Here is a 17,590-nt window from a genome sequence, read left to right as displayed (position 1 = left end):
TAAAATGCCCAAAATCCCTTCTGACTATAATCCGCCTTTTTTGTTCAAAAACGGCCACTTTTCAACGATTTATAACGGTTTATGGCGAAAAATTCACGATTTTGAGCAAAAACGAGAGCGAATAGACCTGCAGGACGACGATTTTTTGGATCTCGATTGGAGTTTTTCAAAGACCCCCAAAAAAAAAGTCGTAATTCTTCTTCATGGGCTTGAAGGTCATGGGCAACGGCCATACATTACCGGGGCGGCAAAAGCTTTTAACGCTTCAGGTTATGATGCATGTGCCGTAAACTTCAGGGGGTGCAGCGGCGAGACAAATCGCCTTTTTCGCTCGTACCATTCGGGCGCAACAGAGGATCTCGATGCGGTAATAAAGCACTTACTTGCGAACAAGGAATATGATAAAATCTATTTAAAAGGATTTAGCCTCGGGGGCAATATGGCCATGAAATATTTGGGTGAGGGCAGGGAAATTTCCAAAGCTTTGAAGGGCGTTGTGGGTATATCAGTGCCATGTGACCTGCACAGCTCGTTAAAAGAATTATTGAAATTGAAAAATGCCCCTTATTCCCAACGCTTTAGAAAACACCTACTCGAAAAGCTCAAATTGAAGTTGCCTTTGTTCCCGAATCAAATATCAATGGCCGATATCAAAAACATCAAAACGCTCAAAGACTTTGACGACATTTATACCAGCCGAGCCCACGGTTTCAAAAATGCCCTGGACTATTATAAAAAGTGCAGTTGCCTTCAATTTCTTCCTAACATAAAAATTCCTTCGCTGATTATCAATGCGCAAAACGATTCGTTTTTCGGACCGGAATGTTATCCGTACAAAGAGGCTGGCGAAAATCCGAATTTATTTTTGGAGACTCCCAAACATGGCGGTCATGTGGGGTTTTATGGAAAAGGTAATGTAACCTATTCCGAAAAAAGAGCGATTAATTTCTTCAACGAAGCGGATTAAGTTTCGCTATTGCTTATATTAGTGGCATTAAACCGATGCTGAAGGGATTCGGCACATAAATTTGCTTAGATGAAAAAAGTACTCGTAGCCGTGGCTCTTGGGGGTCTTATGATCAGCTGTGGCGGAAAAGACAAAAAGGAAGAAAAGAATGATGGTTTTGAAATGAACCGCGCCAAAACCGAAAAAAAGGCTGAAACCACCGAGGCCGATCAAGGCGTACCCGTTGACCTTGACAACAAAGGGGTTGGCCCTATCAAATCTTTGGAATTCGGTGCCGATATCGATACTGAAATGGCGGCTGCCGGTGAGGCAAAATTCAATTCTATCTGTACCGCCTGTCATATGGCCGAACAGCGTATGATCGGACCTGCTTTAAAAGGGGTGTATGAAAGAAGGAGCCCTGAATGGGTCATGAACATGATATTGAACCCTGATGGCATGCTCAAGGAAGATCCCATTGCAAAAGCATTGCTTAAGGAGTACAACAATGCCATCATGCTCAATCAAAACCTAAATGAAGAAGATGCCCGGGCGGTTGCAGAGTATTTGAGGACATTGTAGCATACTTCAAAACGATAAAAAAATGCCTTTTCCTGGAGGGCTTTCATCAGGATAATGGCATTTTTTACTTCTCCCATTTATTGTGAATAACCCAAAGGAAGAATCTTGATTAGAACCCTACCGAACGGAAGATCTCAAATTATAAAAGATGAGGCATTTGTCCATTTAACTGGAGGTGTGTTGCCTGAAGCAAACTTGCCAATTTCAGGTTTACTTGAGAATATGGATGAACAAATTAGGCAGGTGGATGAGGCAATAACCCGAGAAGCACTAAGTAATGCACATGGAGATTGGTATGAGTGGTTTTTAGCTATTTCGGCATGGAATACCTTTGTTAATAGACCAAATGCCAATTTGGCGATATTATTGCCAAATATTAGCCAGTTTGACGTTGGTCACTTATACAATCAAGAATTGGCCCATCTTATCGAAGATCTAAGAACAAAAGTTCAAGATGTTGCACAAGTGCAATTAATTACTTCCAACCCTGACTTCGTCATAATCGAAAGAGAGGTGGCAAATGAATTTATTGTTAATCCACAACCACTAAATCAATTCGATACGGATTCAATCATTGATTTGAATTCAAAGTATTCTGATTTTATTGGAAGATGTGAATTTGATGAAATATTGGGATATATCTCGGTAAAAACGTCTTTTAGACCTGATAGAAGATTGCAAATTGCCCACGAAGGAAGCCTGATGAAGGCCATTTATATACATCTTCAAACTAGAAAATGGGTAATAAATCCACCAGGCCTAAAGTACTATGCGATAGCCACTAGAGTAGGTAATTCCGATAGAAATGCTTTGAGAACAGTGGCAACACATTCCATAACCACTGTGTCAAGTTTGCCCCAAGCGGCAGTAGATGATGTTTTTGAAGTCAATTCGCTTCAGCGTGCTGATGAAGTTTTTCGGCAAATTTTGACCTAATAGATTTTAACTGAAGAAGCATCGCTTTTCCCAAGGCTTCCGCTAAACCTGGTGGCACTGCATTACCTATCTGCTTTCCACCGCTTACCAGTGTCACTTTGTCTCTATTCTTTACTTTAAATTCCCAATTGTACGGAAATGATTGGAGCTTAGCCATCTCCACGGTACTTAAACCTCTATTTTCATTTGGATGAATGTACATTCCTTTTGAAGGATTGTATGCTGCTGTCCTAATAGTTACAGATGGCAAATCTTCAACTAACCTTCCAAAGGTATCATTCCCTTGATGTTTTCCATTTTTCCAGCAATTAGGCAATAAATTCGGGGGTACTGCTTTAAAATTCTTCCCCTGTTTGATATACTTCATTCTATTCACAACTTTGTCCGAAATATTCATAAGCACATAATCATTTCGCAAAGAATGATTTTCAGGAATCTCATCAAACGCTTCTTTGACCGAAATCCACTTGTTAAATTTATTTTCTATCTTTCCATCGATACTTCTCATGAAACCTTCATATTGCTTTTGGTCTTTGAAATGGGTGGGAAGTGGAAATGCGGGGTGTTTTACACCTTTGATTCCTATTAAAAAGAACCTTTCTCTTCTTTGTGGGACACCATAGTTTGCCGCATTAAGAATCGTATGAGACAATCCATACCCAAGACCTTTAAATTTATCCACCATATAACTAATTACATCTGAATGTTTTTGTTGAGTGATACCAACGACATTCTCAAAAATAAATCCCTCAGGATTGGCTTCTTTAACAGTTCTTACAAACTCCAAGAAAAGGTCTCCATTCCTTTCGTCTTTTCTTCCTAGCTTTTTACCAATATTACTAAAAGGCTGACAAGGCGCACCTCCAACAACTAATGTAGCATCTCCTTTTTTTAAATTAGCTTCTTCCAAAAGTTCCCCAATACCAATATCTCTAATATCTCCAGAAATTCTGGTCTGAATCTTGCCTGATTCTATTTTCAAGCCTTTTTCAAAAAGTTTCCACTCAGGACGGTTATGCCTCAGGGTCTCTCTACAATCTGCATCAAGTTCAACGCATATAGCGGTTTGAAAGCCAGCATTTTCAAGGCCAATATCCAACCCGCCAGCCCCGGTAAATAGACTAATTACTGGCAATTCTTTATTTGCAGAATTAGAATCTTGAAATTCGATATAATTGGTGCCCGTTTTTTTATCGTAATACTTCATATTATTTGCGCGTTTTTTCCAAACCTTTTGATAAGTTATATTTTGCCCTAGATTCTTTCAAAATGTTTTGTTCTTTAATAATTGGATCAAAAACTTCGCACTCCAAAGCATTTAAACATTGGAGTAAAAAGGCGGCACTAAATGTACCCCTGCTTATTTTACTATCAATACTAGCCTTGGTCTCCCTAGCTCCCAATTCGTTTAATAGAAAGGCTAATTCTTCATGTGAGATTCCTCTCTTGACCAATTCTGATTTCAATAATCTTTTGGATTGTTCGTTCCAGTCCACATTATCAAACATATCAATATCGATTGTTTATTTGCAAATATGCAAATTTTGAATTAAAAATGCCGGTTTTAATATATTTTTTTATTTCGTTTGAAAAGCCACTATTTAAAATTTTAACAAAAAAAAGTCGTCAATTTCCGATCACCTTCGTCTTTATAACAAAGAGCACTGATTAAATCGATTGTTATGAACGATGCACCGATAAATATTAATGAGCCGTCAACCCTGAAGAAAAAGGTCCAAAGACTTCAAAAGCAAATTTCGTTGATGTATTGGATCGGATGGGCCGGAGGTTATAATAGTACCGATAAAAAGAAGTAGTATTGTAATCGACTACAACTCCCAAATATTAAATGGTCGTTTAAGTTCGGTATCCCCATCCTTTCTCACCCTATCGACCACTACTTTATAGGTAGGATCTTCCAAAACGTTCACATCGATTATATCATCCGCATTTCCTAAGAGTTGTATGCAGTCTTTGCTCAAGTGCCGTAAATGCAATTGTTTTCCCGCCTTTCGATAGCGCTCAGTGATTTTGTTCAAGGCTTCAATACCCGACATATCGGCCACCCGGCTTTCCTTAAAATCGATTATGACTTCTTCAGGGTCATTCTGGACGTCGAATTTTTCAGCGAACAATGTTGTCGATCCAAAGAAAAGCGGGCCATATATTTCGTAGTGTTTGATTCCGTGTTCGTCAATGTACTTTCTGGCGCGAATACGTTTGGCATTCTCCCATGAATAGGCCAAAGCGGAAATTATCACGCCCAATAATACCGCCACGGCCAGATTATGGGTAATTGCCGTTATCAAAGTCACCAAAACCATTACGATCACATCTGATTTCGGCATTTTACCAAAAGTCTTGAAACTGGCCCATTCGAAGGTGCCGATGGCAACCATGAACATCAGGCCGACCAATGCGGCCATGGGCAATCGTTCGATCAAACTTGAACCGAACATGATAAACACGAGCAGCATTATGGCCGCTGTTATTCCTGATAATCGTGCACGAGCACCCGAAGATGTATTGATCAAACTTTGCCCGATCATAGCGCATCCGCCCATGCCCGATAGAAATCCCGAAAAGATATTTGCCGTTCCCTGGGCCACACATTCCTTGTTACCACTACCACGGGTTTCCGTAATTTCATCAATGATATTCAAGGTCAAAAGACTTTCGATCAAACCCACTCCCGCCACTATTGCGGCATAAGGAAAAATAATCTTAAAGGTTTCAAACGTAAACGGAATCTGTGGAATGGAAAGCGGCGGAAAACCTCCTTTGATACTCTCGCCCTCGCGCATGGTGTCGGCCACGGTCAGGGTATCGATACCAAAACCGATAACGATCGCCGAGACCACGAGAATGGCCAAAAGTGACGATGGAACAGCCTTTGTCAACTTCGGAAAGCCCCAAATGATCAACATGGTCAAAAGGGTCAAGCCCAACATAACAAAGAGTGGTGTTCCGCTTAAAAGATTATCCGTTCCCTTTTCATAGAAATTCGGAAACTGCGCCATAAAAATAATGATGGCCAGTCCGTTCACGAAACCGAACATCACCGGATGGGGTACCAAACGTATGAACTTGCCCAAACGTAAAAGTCCGGCCAAAATCTGTAGCACCCCTGCTATGATTACGGTGGCAAATACATAATGGAGTATGGTTTCGGGTTCGATTGCTGGAAAGTTGCGTTTCAGTTCCAAGATCAATCCTACGAAAATAACGGCCACTGCCCCCGTGGCACCCGATATCATACCTGGGCGACCGCCCAAAATCGAGGAGACCAGACAAAGAATGAACGCGGCGTACAATCCTGTTAATGGAGAAAACCCAGGTATCAGAGCGAATGCAATGGCCTCGGGCACCAATGCCAAGGCCACGGTGAGGCCCGAAAGAATTTCGGTCTTGTAATCTACCTTTTGCTTAAAATCGAATAAATTGAGATACTTCTTCAAACCGTCAAGATTTTAAGCGGGCAAAAATACGGTTTATTATCCGTATGCCCCTAAAGGCTTGAAGAATTAAGGATTTGACAATTTACCAACTCTTTAGCCCCAATAACTTTTCCCCAAGGGAAGATAATTCGGCGGTTTCGTATTTGGTCTGCTCCCAATTTCTGGGGTCGCCCGGAAAGGCATACCCTTCGGGCGCGATTCGATGCTTCCATGAGTTGATACGCCAATCGCGCATTGGCTCATTATCTTCCTCGGCGGGCATCATTGAAATATATTGCGCAATCCTCACTTTATCCTTCGATTTGTTCGGGCGTATGCCATGTGGTTGCGTACTGTTGAATATGAGCAGGTCCCCGGCTTCCATTTTTACTTTCACGATTTTATCTTCCAATCCTGAAATATCAGGTTGAAAATGATCACGGTCTTCGGGCTGGGTCAACTTCCACGTGTCATAATTGCGATACAACCACGGAATACATTGAAACCCGCCCATGTTCTCATCGGTCTGGTCGGCAAGGGCCAAAACCCCCTGAACGTTCTGCGGCCTTGTTTCAGGGTCGTAATCCCAATGGATAAATCCTTTTTTATCGACTCCAGGAGGCAATGGAAAATTTAAGTTCGCCCGGTCAATGGTCACCCAAAGTTTTTCAGTTCCCCAGACGTCCACGAAAGCATCGTAGACTTTTTGGGTCTGGCGGTTGTTCCATAAATGTTGGTGGTTATATACCTCGACCATGCCCGTACCCGTCAATTCTTTCATCTTCATTTCGGCGCGCGGCGGGGCATTCCATGTTTCAGGATCATTCGGGTCTTTTTCATCAAACTCCCAGATAAAATCGGCCGTAGTTCGAGCTTGCTCCTTAGATACTGCATTTTTGATAACGATATAACCGTTATGGATCCAAAAATCCCAGTCCGATTCGCTCAAGACCCTTAATGGTTTTCCGTTGGAACGGTCGCTTAATTTTATTTTACTACTTGTGGCCGTCGAAGGATTTCCGGGAATTTCTTCATGGGCCTTGTTGGCCATTTCGATCTTTGAATTTGTCTGTTGCATGATACTTTCCTTTTAATTTCTATGATGTAAAACTACCCTAATACTTATATAATTTCCACCTTGATATTGACCATGATTTGAATTATATTGATATTTTTTAACTAAAAATTCAATTTTATAGGCAATTTTGTCTATTTTATGAGTATGAAAGTTGAACTGGAAAGTATTAGTCCCGATTCTAAAAGTCCGTTTCGACTTTTGCACGATCCCAAGCTGAACCATCTTTTTTACTGGCATTTTCATCCGGAGTTTGAATTGGTCTATATCGAGGGGGCGAGCGCGACCCGCCATGTCGGCGACCATATATCACAATATACCGATAGTGACCTGGTCTTGATCGGATCTAATATTCCCCATTTGAACTTTGATCACGGAGTCACCTCCTCCTATAGAAAGGAAGTGCTGCACATCAAACCAACCTTTAAAGAAATGTTCATTGCCGAATTTCCGGAATTGCAATCTTTAAATCGCCTTTTGGAATTGTCAAGATACGGATTGGCGTTTTCAGGAAAGACAAAGACAGAAGTAGGCAAACTAATGAAAGAACTATACCGAATGGGATCGTTCGATTTTTTTATGGCGGTCATTAACATTCTCAAAATATTATCGCAGAGCGGCAGTTTCGAATTATTGCACCAAAAACCTTTTGTCAATACCTATAGCAAAAAAGAACAGCAACGTATTCGCGAAATCTATGCGCTTGTCGATGAAGGTTACCAGAACAAGATTACGGTCGAAGAGGTGGCACGATCGTGCAATTTGACGAAGCCCGCTTTTTGTAGGTATTTCAAGAAAGCGACGGGCAATACTTTCATTGGTTTTCTGAACCAGTATCGTATAAGTCAAGCAAAACGATTGTTATTAACGGGAAAAAATATTAGCGAAACCTGTTATGAATGTGGTTTTGAAAGTCTTTCCTATTTCAATCGGACTTTTAAGAAGATTACCGATGAAAACCCTTCAGAGTTCAAAAAAAGAATGAAATCGGTTTGAGGTTTTATCGGGCTTGAGTCCTTCACTAGTCAGGCCTGTTGCGAGCTAAACCAAAAACAGCAATTCCGATATTTAGGAGGCTGTCTAAAAAGTTCAGGAATATTCTATTGTCAGTTTGAGCTTGTCGAAAACGGCATTAAAAACCAATTGAATAGAAACTTCGACAGGCTCAGTTTGACATTTGCCATACTTTTTAGACAGCCTCGACAATCTCAACGGAAACCCTGACATAGAACATCGGGGGATTCTTTTCAACAAAAAAATCGCCCCGAGCACAACACCCAGGGCGATTTCTAACTAAATAACCAACCAAAAAATCTTTATTGCTTCTTTCCTATAACTGTCGTAATCTTTTTACTTTCATTACAGGATTCGAAGTTTTTTGTCTTTTCTTAACCTTTGGGCCCTTACCCGATTTCAAGTACTGCTGATATCCCCTTCCAACAAATTCATATACCGTTTCACTATTCGGGTGGTACAGCTCGATCGTACTATCATTAATAACGTAGAGTTCAAAGTAATCATTGCCCATGGTATCATAAGCGAGTGTTAAAGTTTTGAGCGTTTCATCGTTTTCTACGTCATAGACCTGATAATCCCCTTCAAAATCCCATTGTAATTTACTTATGGCCGTTCCGGGCGCATCAATCGATGACCTAAAGAAAGAAGGTAAAAATTGCAGAAAATTCTCATCGTCAAAATCGTTCAAACTGCCCGTTTCACTGGTATATGTTTTTTCCCAGACATCATATTCCTGCAATAAATAATTGATATTGTCGTAAAAGACAAAATCGTAGTCGAAACTGTCAATATCATAACCGTTCAAATAATATGAAGTATCCGACCTTGGGTCATACAGCTCAATGGTATTGCTGTTGACCGCATATACATCCAAAAGCCATGCCCCATCGATATCATGGTCGATTTCTACCGTTCCGCGAAGTGTACTGTAATATCCGGCATCGATTCCGAATCCGTTTCCTGTCTTGCCGATACCTGCAATATTGTTATTGGCATAGAATGTTCCGTTCACAAAAGACACCGTAAAGGCACGTTGCAAAAAAGGCACCTCGCCGTTACCTTGCGTAGCATTGATATCGACATACCATAAATCGTACGACCGTAATACTTGATCGGTATTAAAGGCCGATTCTTCGATAAAATCATCCTGGATTATCGTCTCTGTATAACACGAGGCCATCAGGGTTCCTATAAGGATAAGCGCTAATCGTAGTTTTGTTTTCATGGGTTCTGGCATTAAAATTCAACTCATCTAAAACAAGGATTGTGCCGTTATTGTTAATTATCTGATATTCAATATTTAAGGTGTTAACTTCTTTTTTAATTACTTTTGAACGCACGATTATTTTCTATGGATAAAAAACTAAATTTTGCCGTTTTAGGAGGAGGAAGTTGGGCCACGGCCATCGTAAAAATGTTGCTCGAAAACCAAGACGAAGTAGGTTGGTATATGCGGAATTCAGATGCCGTGGGATTCATCAAAATACAGAAGCACAACCCGAATTACTTGACTTCGGTTACCTTCGATACCGACAGGCTTAATTTGACGGACGATATCAATGGGGCCGTTGGCCATGCCGATATTCTGATATTTGCCATCCCCTCGGCATTTCTTGGGGATGAACTCGAAAAATTGACCGTTCCCCTAAAGGATAAAATCGTTTTCTCGGCCATAAAAGGCATCGTTCCCGAATCGGGGTTGATCGTGGGAGAACATTTTCATGAGAAATACGGTATTCCGTTCGAGAATATCGGTGTCATTACCGGGCCGTGCCATGCCGAAGAAGTGGCCATGGAACGCCTTTCGTACCTGACCATTGCCTGTGCCGATACCGAAAAAGCAAAGTTCGTGGCCAAAAATCTTGGCAGCGACTATATCAAGACCAAGGTGACCAAAGACATTATCGGCACCGAATATGCCGCCATGCTCAAGAACATCTATGCCATTGCAGCGGGTATCGCCCACGGATTGGGTTATGGCGATAATTTTCAAAGTGTCTTGATGAGCAATGCCATTCGCGAGATGAAACGCTTTACGAAACGTATCTATAAAATCGACCGTAACATCAATGACTCGGCCTATCTGGGCGACTTGTTGGTCACGGGGTATTCCACTTTTAGCCGCAACCGGATGTTCGGCAATATGATCGGCAAGGGCTATACCGTTAAAAGTGCCCAGATGGAAATGAAAATGGTCGCCGAGGGATATTATGCCTCCAAAAGTGCCTACAAGCTACAATCAAAATTCAAAAAGAAGGCCAAAACGCCCATTATCGATGCAGTCTACCAAGTGCTGTATGAAGGGAAGAACCCCAAAAAGGTTTTTGCGGAGTTGACGGAAAAGCTTGACTAAGGCCCCCTAACCCCCAAAGGGGGGACTTTCATTAATGCTGGTAAAAACTTACTTTTTCATTCCGACATTGGAGGAAGCCAGAGAAATCATTTTATAAAACGAGCCTCTTTTACAATTCCAAAAACCTCTCAGACCCGGTCCAATGAAAAATTGGAATGTTCCTCTATTTGCGCCTGCAGGGTTTCACGCCAATCGGAAATCTGTTGGCCATCGGTTTTGAAAATCGTTTTGAATTCTTCTAAAATAGGTTCCATAAGATTACGGACACTATCGATGTCAAAATAGAGCCTTCCCGTTCTTCGGATAAAAAAGTCCATCGGGGTCAGGATCATTTCATAATCGACACCGAAATGCAGTTCGGCCTTTGCCATACGTACGTAGTTGTCTTTATCCTTTAGGGAAGTATACGTTTCTAAGATGGTTTCGGTCTGTTTGCCATAATTCGTGACCAAGAACCAGGCATCGTATTCGGTAAATCCATCAACTTTGATCCTTTCAAAAACCTCGGCAATATATTTTTTGACGTGCTTGAACTTCTTGAAGCCGTCATTACCGCAAAGCGGAATTTTATCGGTAAAGCACGCCTTTAATTTAGTGTCATGTTCTTCCTCCATTTTTTTGGCGATACGGTTCACGGTACGCTCGGCCATTTTACGGTATCCGGTCAATTTTCCGCCAGCGATACTGATAAGTCCGGTATCGGAAGTAAAAATTTCATCTTTTCGCGATAGCTCGGAGGCCGATTTACCTTCTTCATGGATCAGGGGGCGCAATCCGGCCCAAGAGGAAATAATATCCTCCATCTCCAGATTAATCTTGGGGAACATATTGTTGACCGCAGAAATCAGGTAGATGGCATCGGCCAAGTCGATACCGACATTGTCCTTGTCTTTGTTAAAATTGGTATCGGTAGTGCCAACATAGGTCACTTTGCCACGGGGAATTGCGAACATCATCCGCCCATCGGGAATATCGAAATACACCGATTGTTGTACAGGCAATTTTTCACGCGGAAAAACCAAATGCACTCCTTTGGTCAAATGCAATTGCTTTCCTTTTTTTGAGTTATTGAGTCCGCGCAGTTCGTCCACCCAGGGCCCCGCTGCATTGATAACGTATTTAGATTTAACCTCGAATTCCTTATCTGAAAGAATATCTTTGACCTTGATTCCGGCGACTTTTTCATCCATATACAAAAAATCGGTAACCTCGGCGTAGTTCAGTGCCTTGGCACCAAACTGCAAACTTGTCTTGATATTTTCAATGGTCAACCTTGCGTCGTCGGTACGATACTCGGCATAATGGCCAGCACCCTTCAATATTTTCTTGGGCAGTAAAGGTTCAAGCTTTAAAGCCTCCTTTTTTTCCAGCATCTGGCGCTTGTCGTCGCCTGTTACCTGTGCCAAAATATCATAGACCTTCAGACCGATGGAAGTCAGCCATTTTCCGTAGGAACCATTCTCGATCAAGGGCAACAGCATTTTTTCCGGAATAACGAGATGCGGTGCCAGATTATGCACGATGGCCCTTTCGGAGCCTACTTCTTTGACCAACCAAAAATCAAATTGTTTGAGATAGCGCAACCCGCCATGAATCAGTTTCGTCGATTTGCTGCTCGTGCCCGAAGCGAAATCGCCCTTTTCTACCAAGGCGGTTTTGAGTCCACGGGAAGCGGCGTCCAAAGCGATACCTGCTCCTGTAATACCACCCCCGATGACAACCAGGTCAAACGTTTCCTTGGCGAGTTGTTGGATTGTTTTATTACGATTTAGATTTGAAAAAGGGATGTTCTTCATACTTATCAGTCATTTTTTGTCAATCCGACGTAGAAATAATCCTAAAGTTAAAGGAGAAATAAATTCCCCATTACATTCGGAATGACAAAATTGGCTTCTTACCGTTCTTCCCAACATTTGGTACGTTCGACGGCTTTTTGCCATTTATCGTAGAGTCGTTTGCGCTTGACACGGTCAAAGGTCGGTTTAAAAATACGGTTCATAGGGCGGTTTTGATCGATATCGGCCCGCGACCAAAGACCAACTTGAATGCCTGCCAAGAAAGCGGCACCCATCGCGGTTGATTCGATGACCTCTGGTCGATGGACTTCGGTATCCAAGATATCGGCCTGAAACTGCATAAGGTAATTATTGGCACAAGCCCCACCATCGACACGCAAGTTTTCTAGCTGTATTCCTGAATCGTCTTCCATGGCCTTCAAAATGTCTTTGGTCTGGTAGGCCAAAGATTCCAATGTCGCTTTTGCCAAGTGGGCCTTCCCCGTATCGCGTGTAAGCCCGAAAATGGCCCCACGGGCGTACATATCCCAATAAGGTGCCCCCAGCCCTGCAAAGGCAGGCACTACATATACCGAACTATCTTCGCCAACAGATTCTGCCAATGCCTCTGTTTCTTTCGCATCTTTTATCAACCCCAATCCGTCACGTAACCATTGAATGGCCGCGCCCGCAATGAAAATACTTCCTTCGAAAGCATAGTTGACTTTGCCATCGAGTCCATAGGCAATAGTGGTCAACAACCCATTTTTTGAAAACTGGGGTTTTTCACCCGTATTCATCAGCATAAAACAACCCGTACCATACGTATTTTTGGCGGTTCCTTTTTTGAAACAGGCCTGGCCAAAAAGTGCGGCCTGTTGGTCACCGGCGATTCCGGCAATCGGAATTTTTGTTCCATCGTGTTCATAATCGCCGAAATGGTATGCCGAAGGCTTTACGTCGGGCAACATTTGCTTAGGAATACCAAGGGCCTTGAGCATTTTGTCGTCCCACTTTAAATTGACGATATCATAGATCATCGTCCGGGAAGCATTCGTATAATCGGTGACATGGTTTTTTTTCCGGGTCATGTTCCAGACCAACCAAGTATCCATAGTGCCCATTAGCAGATCCCCGTTTTCAGCTTTCACCCTTGCCCCTTTGACATTGTCAAGGATCCATTTCACTTTGGTTCCAGAGAAATATGAATCGATCACAAGGCCGGTTGTCTTGCGTACATGTTCGGTAAGACCTGAATTTTTAAGATGTTCACAAATATCGGCGGTGCGCTTATCTTGCCAAACAATGGCATTGTACACCGGTTTTCCGGTATTTTTGTCCCAAACGACGGTTGTTTCCCGTTGGTTGGTGATACCTATGGCTTTTACGTCGGAAGCAGCTATACCTTTATTCGCCATCAAATCGGCCATAACCCCTAATTGTGATTCCAAAATCTCCAAGGGGTCGTGTTCGACCCAGCCCGATTTAGGGAAAATCTGTTTGAATTCTTTTTGTACCATTCCTTGAATTTTACCCGATTCATCGACGAGTAGGGCACGTGAGCTGGTCGTTCCTTGATCTAGCGCAATAATGTACTTTTTTGCCATAACAGAAAATATTGTGTAGCCCTAAATATAGGGTTTAAACTTTCCAATTCAAAGGCATGAAATCACTCTATCGTAATCGTAATGGCAACTTCGTTGCCGAGGGCATCCAAGGCCGTAATTTTGTGTTCGCCCAAGGAAAGTAACAGTCCGATCTCATGGAAATTCCGGGTCTGTTGTAGAAAAGTACCGCCCAAATACCAATACACTTCGGTATCTGGTTCGGCGTGCGCAAGCTTCAGTATTAGTTCATTGGTTTTTCCTTCAAAATTTTTGGGGAGGGTAATGCGGCTTCCATCCTTCGGATAGATAAATTCCATAGGGGACACATTGTCGGCCTGACAATCTTGACGAAAAGGGGGCAAGGTCTTATACGTTGGATGTGCTCGCTTAAAATAAAATTCCATCAAAATAGGCAGTACAAACCACGATTCAGAACTTGCAGTAGACAAATCAGTGCAAGAGGAATTGACGCGAAACTGCCTATTGGCATCCAAATGAATCGTCTTATGATAGTTACACGCCTTAACGAAGTTTTGCTTTTTGGGGATCGATATGGTTTTCTTGGGACAAATGGCCGTGGCCAAATAACCGCTCTCGACACAGACTTCTATTTTCACAAACTCATCCAGTGGCTTTTCGAACCATTTACTTCTCTGAAGCACGTCGAAAACATCGAACAATATCGGTGCGGCACTCGTCACTCCCGTCATGTCTGGCCTTCCCTCGCCGTCGGCATTGCCTACCCAGATACCGACCACGTGGTCTTTTGTTACGCCAATGGCCCAGGCATCCTTATTACCAAAACTAGTGCCTGTTTTCCAGGCAATATCCTTGCTACTGTCGAAGAACTGCCATGATTCATCGCCCTCGGGTCGGTTTACCTCTTTCATAGCCTCGAAAGTGAGATAAATACTGCCTGCATCGAACAAGTTTTTTTCAACTGATTTTTTGCCGAAATCGACCGTACGGTCTCTTTCCAAAACCAAATCGGTGAATTCATTTTCAAAATATTCGCTCGAAGTACCGTTAAAATGGTTTACCGTAGAGGCGAGGTTCGCGTAGGTCTTGCAAAGGTCCCAAAGATTGGTTTCGGCCCCTCCCAAGATCAAGGTGAGCCCGTAATGATCAGCACGTTTGTCGATTCCCTTTAGTCCAAATCCATCCAATTGGTCCCTGAACTTTTCGAGCCCGTATTCTTGCAACAACCGAACGGCGGGAATATTCAAAGAACGGGCGAGTGCTTGTTTGGCCTTTACGGCACCACTATACTCCTGATTGAAATTTTCCGGTGTATAGCCCGCAATCTGGGTCGGCACATCGGGCACTAGCATATCGGGCAATAATTCACCAGCATCCAGCATCGCCGCATACAATAAGGGTTTGATCACACTGCCCGTACTTCGGTTCGCCTGTACCATATCGACATCTTTCTGATGTTCTTTCGTGGTCATGGTGTTACCGACATAGCTCAATACCTTTCTGGTAGGTACATCCAATACCAATACGGCCGCATTATGTACCTGGTTCTGGCGAAGGTCTTGATAATGCTTCTGTAAGATGAAATTGACATTTCGTTGCAGGTCGTCATCAAGCGTCGTCGCAATTCGTTTTCCCTTCTTACTTTTAGTCAAGTACTGTACCAAATGAGGGGCTGTATTGGGCAACGGATACGGTTTTTTTGGAAGTTCTTCCAACAACGCAAGTTCGTATGTGGTACTGTCGATAACTTCTTCATTCCACAGTTTTTTCAACAAACGGTTTCTTTTTGCCAACAACCGTTCTTGGTTTTTTCCGGGATAGATCAAACTCGGGGCATTAGGCAAAACGGCAAGCGTGGCCGATTCTGCCCACGAAAGTTGATAGGGTGGCCGGCCAAAATAACGCCAAGCGGCGCCATCGAGACCCACGACATTACCTCCAAAGGGGGCGTGGCTGGCGTATAGTTCTAGAATATCTTCCTTCGAATGGCGGAATTCCAATCGAGTGGCCAGTATTAGTTCTATAAACTTTTCCCAATAAGAGCGTCTTTTTCCGTTTCGGGAAAGGCGAACGACCTGCTGTGTCAACGTACTTCCCCCCCTAACGGTTTTCCCGGTCGAAAGATTCTCGACCATTGCCTTGAACATTGAAATAGGGTTAAACCCGGGGTGCCGATAAAAATGGGCATCCTCGAACTGAAGTAAACAAGCCTTGAACTTTGGCGGGATACTATCGATTTCTGGAAACCGCCATTGCCCATCATCGGCGATCATCGCCCCGAGCAATGTGCCTTGTTTGCTCTCCACGACCGTTGCGGTAGGAGACTCGAAAAGATTTTTTGGGAGGCAGATATAGTAAGCGATTAGTAGAATCGCAAGAAATGCCCATTTTTTCGGGTGTTTTTTGAGAAATCCTCCCGTAGCCCCTCCGAAGGAGGGTGACGATTCTCGTCTTCCAAAAAGATTCTTCAACGGCTTCAAAGTCTAAATCTTGTTATCCCCTCTTGAGAGGGGATTTCTCATGCTCCTTCTTCTGAAGGCAATTTGGTGAAATCGTACTCCCGTTCGACCAAACAAATCCTGACTTTGTACCACGAATACCAGTCCTTGATTCCTTTTTGTTGCGCAAAAAAATGGTCGGTGTCGGCCTTCCAACTTGCGATGGCCTCCAAACTTTCCCAATAACTTATCGAGATTCCTATTTCTTCACGAGCACTCTCAAACCCCAAATAACCGGGCTGCCGTTTGGCCAAATTTTCCATTTTTACGGCCATTTCAGAATATCCCTGGTCTTCTTCCGTCCGGGTAGAAGTAAAGATTACCGCATAGTAGGGCTTGTTCATATGATATACTCTCTTTCAAGGAAGTAACCTACAATGGCCTCTTTCATCAAAATGGATTGCTCACCCGATTTTAGCGGAGGCAATTTCTCCTTGATCACGTAATGCGGCCAGCCCTCTTCATCAAAAAAATCGAACTCATAATACCCATAGGGTTCCAACAAACGGCAAATGGCAATGTGCATCAAATCGAGTTTGTCGTCCTTTTTGTATTTTCTGTGGTACTGGCCAAGCTCTTGCACCCCGACCAGATAGATTATGGCATCAAGTTCCAAAGGGTCACCATCGGAAAATTGGCCGGAGAGCTTTTCGACCAATATTTCCCAGCGCTCTTTTAATTGTAGGTCTCTTGACATTATTGATTCTCTTCCGTTAAAATAGGTCTCGAGGGTACTTGACCCGACCTAGGTTCAAAGGTACAAATCAAAGTTCTATATTTGCTTTATGAGCTTCTTGGATATCATTTTAGGATTACTATTGCTTTACGGCCTCTACAAAGGGCTCAAGAATGGGCTTTTTGTTGAAATAGCCTCGATTATCGCCTTAATTGCAGGCATCTACGGGGCCATACATTTTTCGTATTACGCCGGCGATTATCTTTCGCAAAATATGGATTGGGATGAACGTTATATCAACATAGCCGCTTTTATCATCACTTTTATCATCATCGTCTTAGTGGTACACCTTTTGGGAAAGTTCTTGACCAAAATTGCCGATTTTGCCATGCTGGGCCTGCTCAATAAGATTGCAGGGGCATTGTTCGGGGCTCTAAAAGTGGCCGTAATCGTTGGGGCGATCCTGATATTTTTTGAAAGGGTCAACCAAACCGCCGGTCTTGTGAAAGACGAATCGCTCCAAAATTCGGTGCTGTACGAACCGGTCAAAGAAATAGGGGCCTTTGTTTTCGACGCGGTTTTGAAGGGAGAGGTTAAAAGGGAAACGGAATAGTTTTGTTTTGTAACTGCCCGTTTGCAATCGTCGTTTCTCATATACTTATTGGCACCACCCGCCCATAACGCTTATCCCATTACATTATTACTTCGC

At 42.9% G+C, this 17,590-nt stretch carries 16 protein-coding genes; 6 read left to right on the top strand and 10 right to left on the bottom strand.

Translation table 11 applies throughout. The features are described 5' to 3' along the window. The first annotated feature begins 4 nt into the window (after positions 1 to 4). From ACEZ3G_RS07305 to ACEZ3G_RS07295, 3 genes are all read left to right on the top strand, one after another. The gene (locus ACEZ3G_RS07305; protein WP_432424785.1) at positions 5 to 967 is read left to right on the top strand and encodes a YheT family hydrolase; all 963 of its coding nucleotides are present in this window, start codon (positions 5 to 7) and stop codon (positions 965 to 967) included. A 69-nt stretch (positions 968 to 1,036) separates the two neighbouring features. Beyond that, positions 1,037 to 1,528, top strand: a complete 492-nt coding sequence (locus ACEZ3G_RS07300; RefSeq protein ID WP_432424784.1) for a c-type cytochrome — start codon at positions 1,037 to 1,039, stop codon at positions 1,526 to 1,528. 105 nt (positions 1,529 to 1,633) lie between these two features. Then, positions 1,634 to 2,464, top strand: a complete 831-nt coding sequence (locus ACEZ3G_RS07295; protein ID WP_432424783.1) for a Cfr10I/Bse634I family restriction endonuclease — start codon at positions 1,634 to 1,636, stop codon at positions 2,462 to 2,464. Here ACEZ3G_RS07295 and ACEZ3G_RS07290 read toward each other — a convergent pair. The 4 genes from ACEZ3G_RS07290 to ACEZ3G_RS07275 form a co-directional block, all read right to left on the bottom strand. After that, positions 2,415 to 3,671, bottom strand: a complete 1,257-nt coding sequence (locus tag ACEZ3G_RS07290; protein WP_432424782.1) for a DNA cytosine methyltransferase — start codon at positions 3,669 to 3,671, stop codon at positions 2,415 to 2,417. The two genes, ACEZ3G_RS07295 and ACEZ3G_RS07290, sit on opposite strands and share 50 nt — an antisense overlap. A gap of 1 nt (position 3,672) precedes the next feature. Beyond that, positions 3,673 to 3,972: a DUF6471 domain-containing protein gene (locus ACEZ3G_RS07285; protein ID WP_432424781.1), complete on the bottom strand. Its 300-nt coding sequence runs from the start codon at positions 3,970 to 3,972 to the stop codon at positions 3,673 to 3,675. A 321-nt stretch (positions 3,973 to 4,293) separates the two neighbouring features. Continuing rightward, positions 4,294 to 5,922, bottom strand: coding sequence for a SulP family inorganic anion transporter (locus tag ACEZ3G_RS07280; protein ID WP_432424780.1), 1,629 nt, complete (start codon positions 5,920 to 5,922; stop codon positions 4,294 to 4,296). Between the two features lie 82 nt (positions 5,923 to 6,004). Continuing rightward, positions 6,005 to 6,979, bottom strand: coding sequence for a phytanoyl-CoA dioxygenase family protein (locus ACEZ3G_RS07275; protein ID WP_432424779.1), 975 nt, complete (start codon positions 6,977 to 6,979; stop codon positions 6,005 to 6,007). Between the two features lie 138 nt (positions 6,980 to 7,117). On the opposite strand from ACEZ3G_RS07275, the gene ACEZ3G_RS07270 reads away from it, so the two are divergent. Beyond that, complete coding sequence (locus tag ACEZ3G_RS07270) at positions 7,118 to 7,972, top strand: helix-turn-helix domain-containing protein (RefSeq protein WP_432424778.1); 855 nt, start codon at positions 7,118 to 7,120, stop codon at positions 7,970 to 7,972. A gap of 334 nt (positions 7,973 to 8,306) precedes the next feature. Here ACEZ3G_RS07270 and ACEZ3G_RS07265 read toward each other — a convergent pair whose 3' ends face one another. After that, a complete protein-coding gene (locus ACEZ3G_RS07265; RefSeq protein ID WP_432424777.1) occupies positions 8,307 to 9,218 on the bottom strand; it encodes a nicotinic acid mononucleotide adenyltransferase in 912 nt (303 codons plus the stop codon). A gap of 126 nt (positions 9,219 to 9,344) precedes the next feature. Here ACEZ3G_RS07265 and ACEZ3G_RS07260 point away from each other — a divergent pair, with 126 nt between their 5' ends. Beyond that, positions 9,345 to 10,346 carry an NAD(P)H-dependent glycerol-3-phosphate dehydrogenase gene (locus tag ACEZ3G_RS07260; protein WP_432424776.1) on the top strand — a complete coding sequence of 334 codons (1,002 nt, stop codon included), beginning with the start codon at positions 9,345 to 9,347 and terminating at the stop codon, positions 10,344 to 10,346. 128 nt (positions 10,347 to 10,474) lie between these two features. Here ACEZ3G_RS07260 and ACEZ3G_RS07255 read toward each other — a convergent pair whose 3' ends face one another. The 5 genes from ACEZ3G_RS07255 to ACEZ3G_RS07235 all read right to left on the bottom strand — a co-directional run bounded on the left by ACEZ3G_RS07255 (position 10,475) and on the right by ACEZ3G_RS07235 (position 16,902). Beyond that, the gene (locus ACEZ3G_RS07255) at positions 10,475 to 12,142 is read right to left on the bottom strand and encodes a glycerol-3-phosphate dehydrogenase/oxidase (protein WP_432424775.1); all 1,668 of its coding nucleotides are present in this window, start codon (positions 12,140 to 12,142) and stop codon (positions 10,475 to 10,477) included. Between the two features lie 98 nt (positions 12,143 to 12,240). After that, positions 12,241 to 13,728: a glycerol kinase GlpK gene (gene glpK, locus ACEZ3G_RS07250; RefSeq protein WP_432424774.1), complete on the bottom strand. Its 1,488-nt coding sequence runs from the start codon at positions 13,726 to 13,728 to the stop codon at positions 12,241 to 12,243. Between the two features lie 62 nt (positions 13,729 to 13,790). Next, complete coding sequence (gene pbpC, locus ACEZ3G_RS07245) at positions 13,791 to 16,178, bottom strand: penicillin-binding protein 1C (protein ID WP_432424773.1); 2,388 nt, start codon at positions 16,176 to 16,178, stop codon at positions 13,791 to 13,793. A 47-nt stretch (positions 16,179 to 16,225) separates the two neighbouring features. Then, on the bottom strand, positions 16,226 to 16,549 hold the full coding sequence (locus tag ACEZ3G_RS07240) for an antibiotic biosynthesis monooxygenase family protein (RefSeq protein WP_432424772.1): 324 nt from the start codon (positions 16,547 to 16,549) through the stop codon (positions 16,226 to 16,228). After that, on the bottom strand, positions 16,546 to 16,902 hold the full coding sequence (locus ACEZ3G_RS07235; protein WP_432424771.1) for a hypothetical protein: 357 nt from the start codon (positions 16,900 to 16,902) through the stop codon (positions 16,546 to 16,548). The genes ACEZ3G_RS07240 and ACEZ3G_RS07235 overlap by 4 nt, the downstream gene beginning before the upstream one ends. Before the next feature lie 88 nt (positions 16,903 to 16,990). Here ACEZ3G_RS07235 and ACEZ3G_RS07230 point away from each other — a divergent pair, with 88 nt between their 5' ends. Next, positions 16,991 to 17,494 (top strand): CvpA family protein, encoded by a 504-nt coding sequence (locus ACEZ3G_RS07230; protein WP_432424770.1) that lies wholly within the window; start codon positions 16,991 to 16,993, stop codon positions 17,492 to 17,494. Positions 17,495 to 17,590: the final 96 nt, after the last annotated feature.

The organism is Meishania litoralis, assembly GCF_042611095.1.
GTDB lineage: Bacteria > Bacteroidota > Bacteroidia > Flavobacteriales > Flavobacteriaceae > Meishania > Meishania litoralis.
This window is presented reverse-complemented; position numbering and strand designations above follow the sequence as displayed.

Bases quoted from the DNA above. Each gene is read 5' to 3' on its own strand.
- ACEZ3G_RS07305 (WP_432424785.1), top strand. From the start codon at position 5: ATGCCCAAAATCCCTTCTGACTATAATCCGCCTTTTTTGTTCAAAAAC.
- ACEZ3G_RS07300 (WP_432424784.1), top strand. From the start codon at position 1,037: ATGAAAAAAGTACTCGTAGCCGTGGCTCTTGGGGGTCTTATGATCAGC.
- ACEZ3G_RS07290 (WP_432424782.1), bottom strand. From the start codon at position 3,671: ATGAAGTATTACGATAAAAAAACGGGCACCAATTATATCGAATTTCAA.
- ACEZ3G_RS07285 (WP_432424781.1), bottom strand. From the start codon at position 3,972: ATGTTTGATAATGTGGACTGGAACGAACAATCCAAAAGATTATTGAAA.
- ACEZ3G_RS07275 (WP_432424779.1), bottom strand. From the start codon at position 6,979: ATGCAACAGACAAATTCAAAGATCGAAATGGCCAACAAGGCCCATGAA.
- ACEZ3G_RS07270 (WP_432424778.1), top strand. From the start codon at position 7,118: ATGAGTATGAAAGTTGAACTGGAAAGTATTAGTCCCGATTCTAAAAGT.
- ACEZ3G_RS07265 (WP_432424777.1), bottom strand. From the start codon at position 9,218: ATGAAAACAAAACTACGATTAGCGCTTATCCTTATAGGAACCCTGATG.
- ACEZ3G_RS07260 (WP_432424776.1), top strand. From the start codon at position 9,345: ATGGATAAAAAACTAAATTTTGCCGTTTTAGGAGGAGGAAGTTGGGCC.
- ACEZ3G_RS07255 (WP_432424775.1), bottom strand. From the start codon at position 12,142: ATGAAGAACATCCCTTTTTCAAATCTAAATCGTAATAAAACAATCCAA.
- glpK (WP_432424774.1), bottom strand. From the start codon at position 13,728: ATGGCAAAAAAGTACATTATTGCGCTAGATCAAGGAACGACCAGCTCA.
- ACEZ3G_RS07240 (WP_432424772.1), bottom strand. From the start codon at position 16,549: ATGAACAAGCCCTACTATGCGGTAATCTTTACTTCTACCCGGACGGAA.
- ACEZ3G_RS07235 (WP_432424771.1), bottom strand. From the start codon at position 16,902: ATGTCAAGAGACCTACAATTAAAAGAGCGCTGGGAAATATTGGTCGAA.
- ACEZ3G_RS07230 (WP_432424770.1), top strand. From the start codon at position 16,991: ATGAGCTTCTTGGATATCATTTTAGGATTACTATTGCTTTACGGCCTC.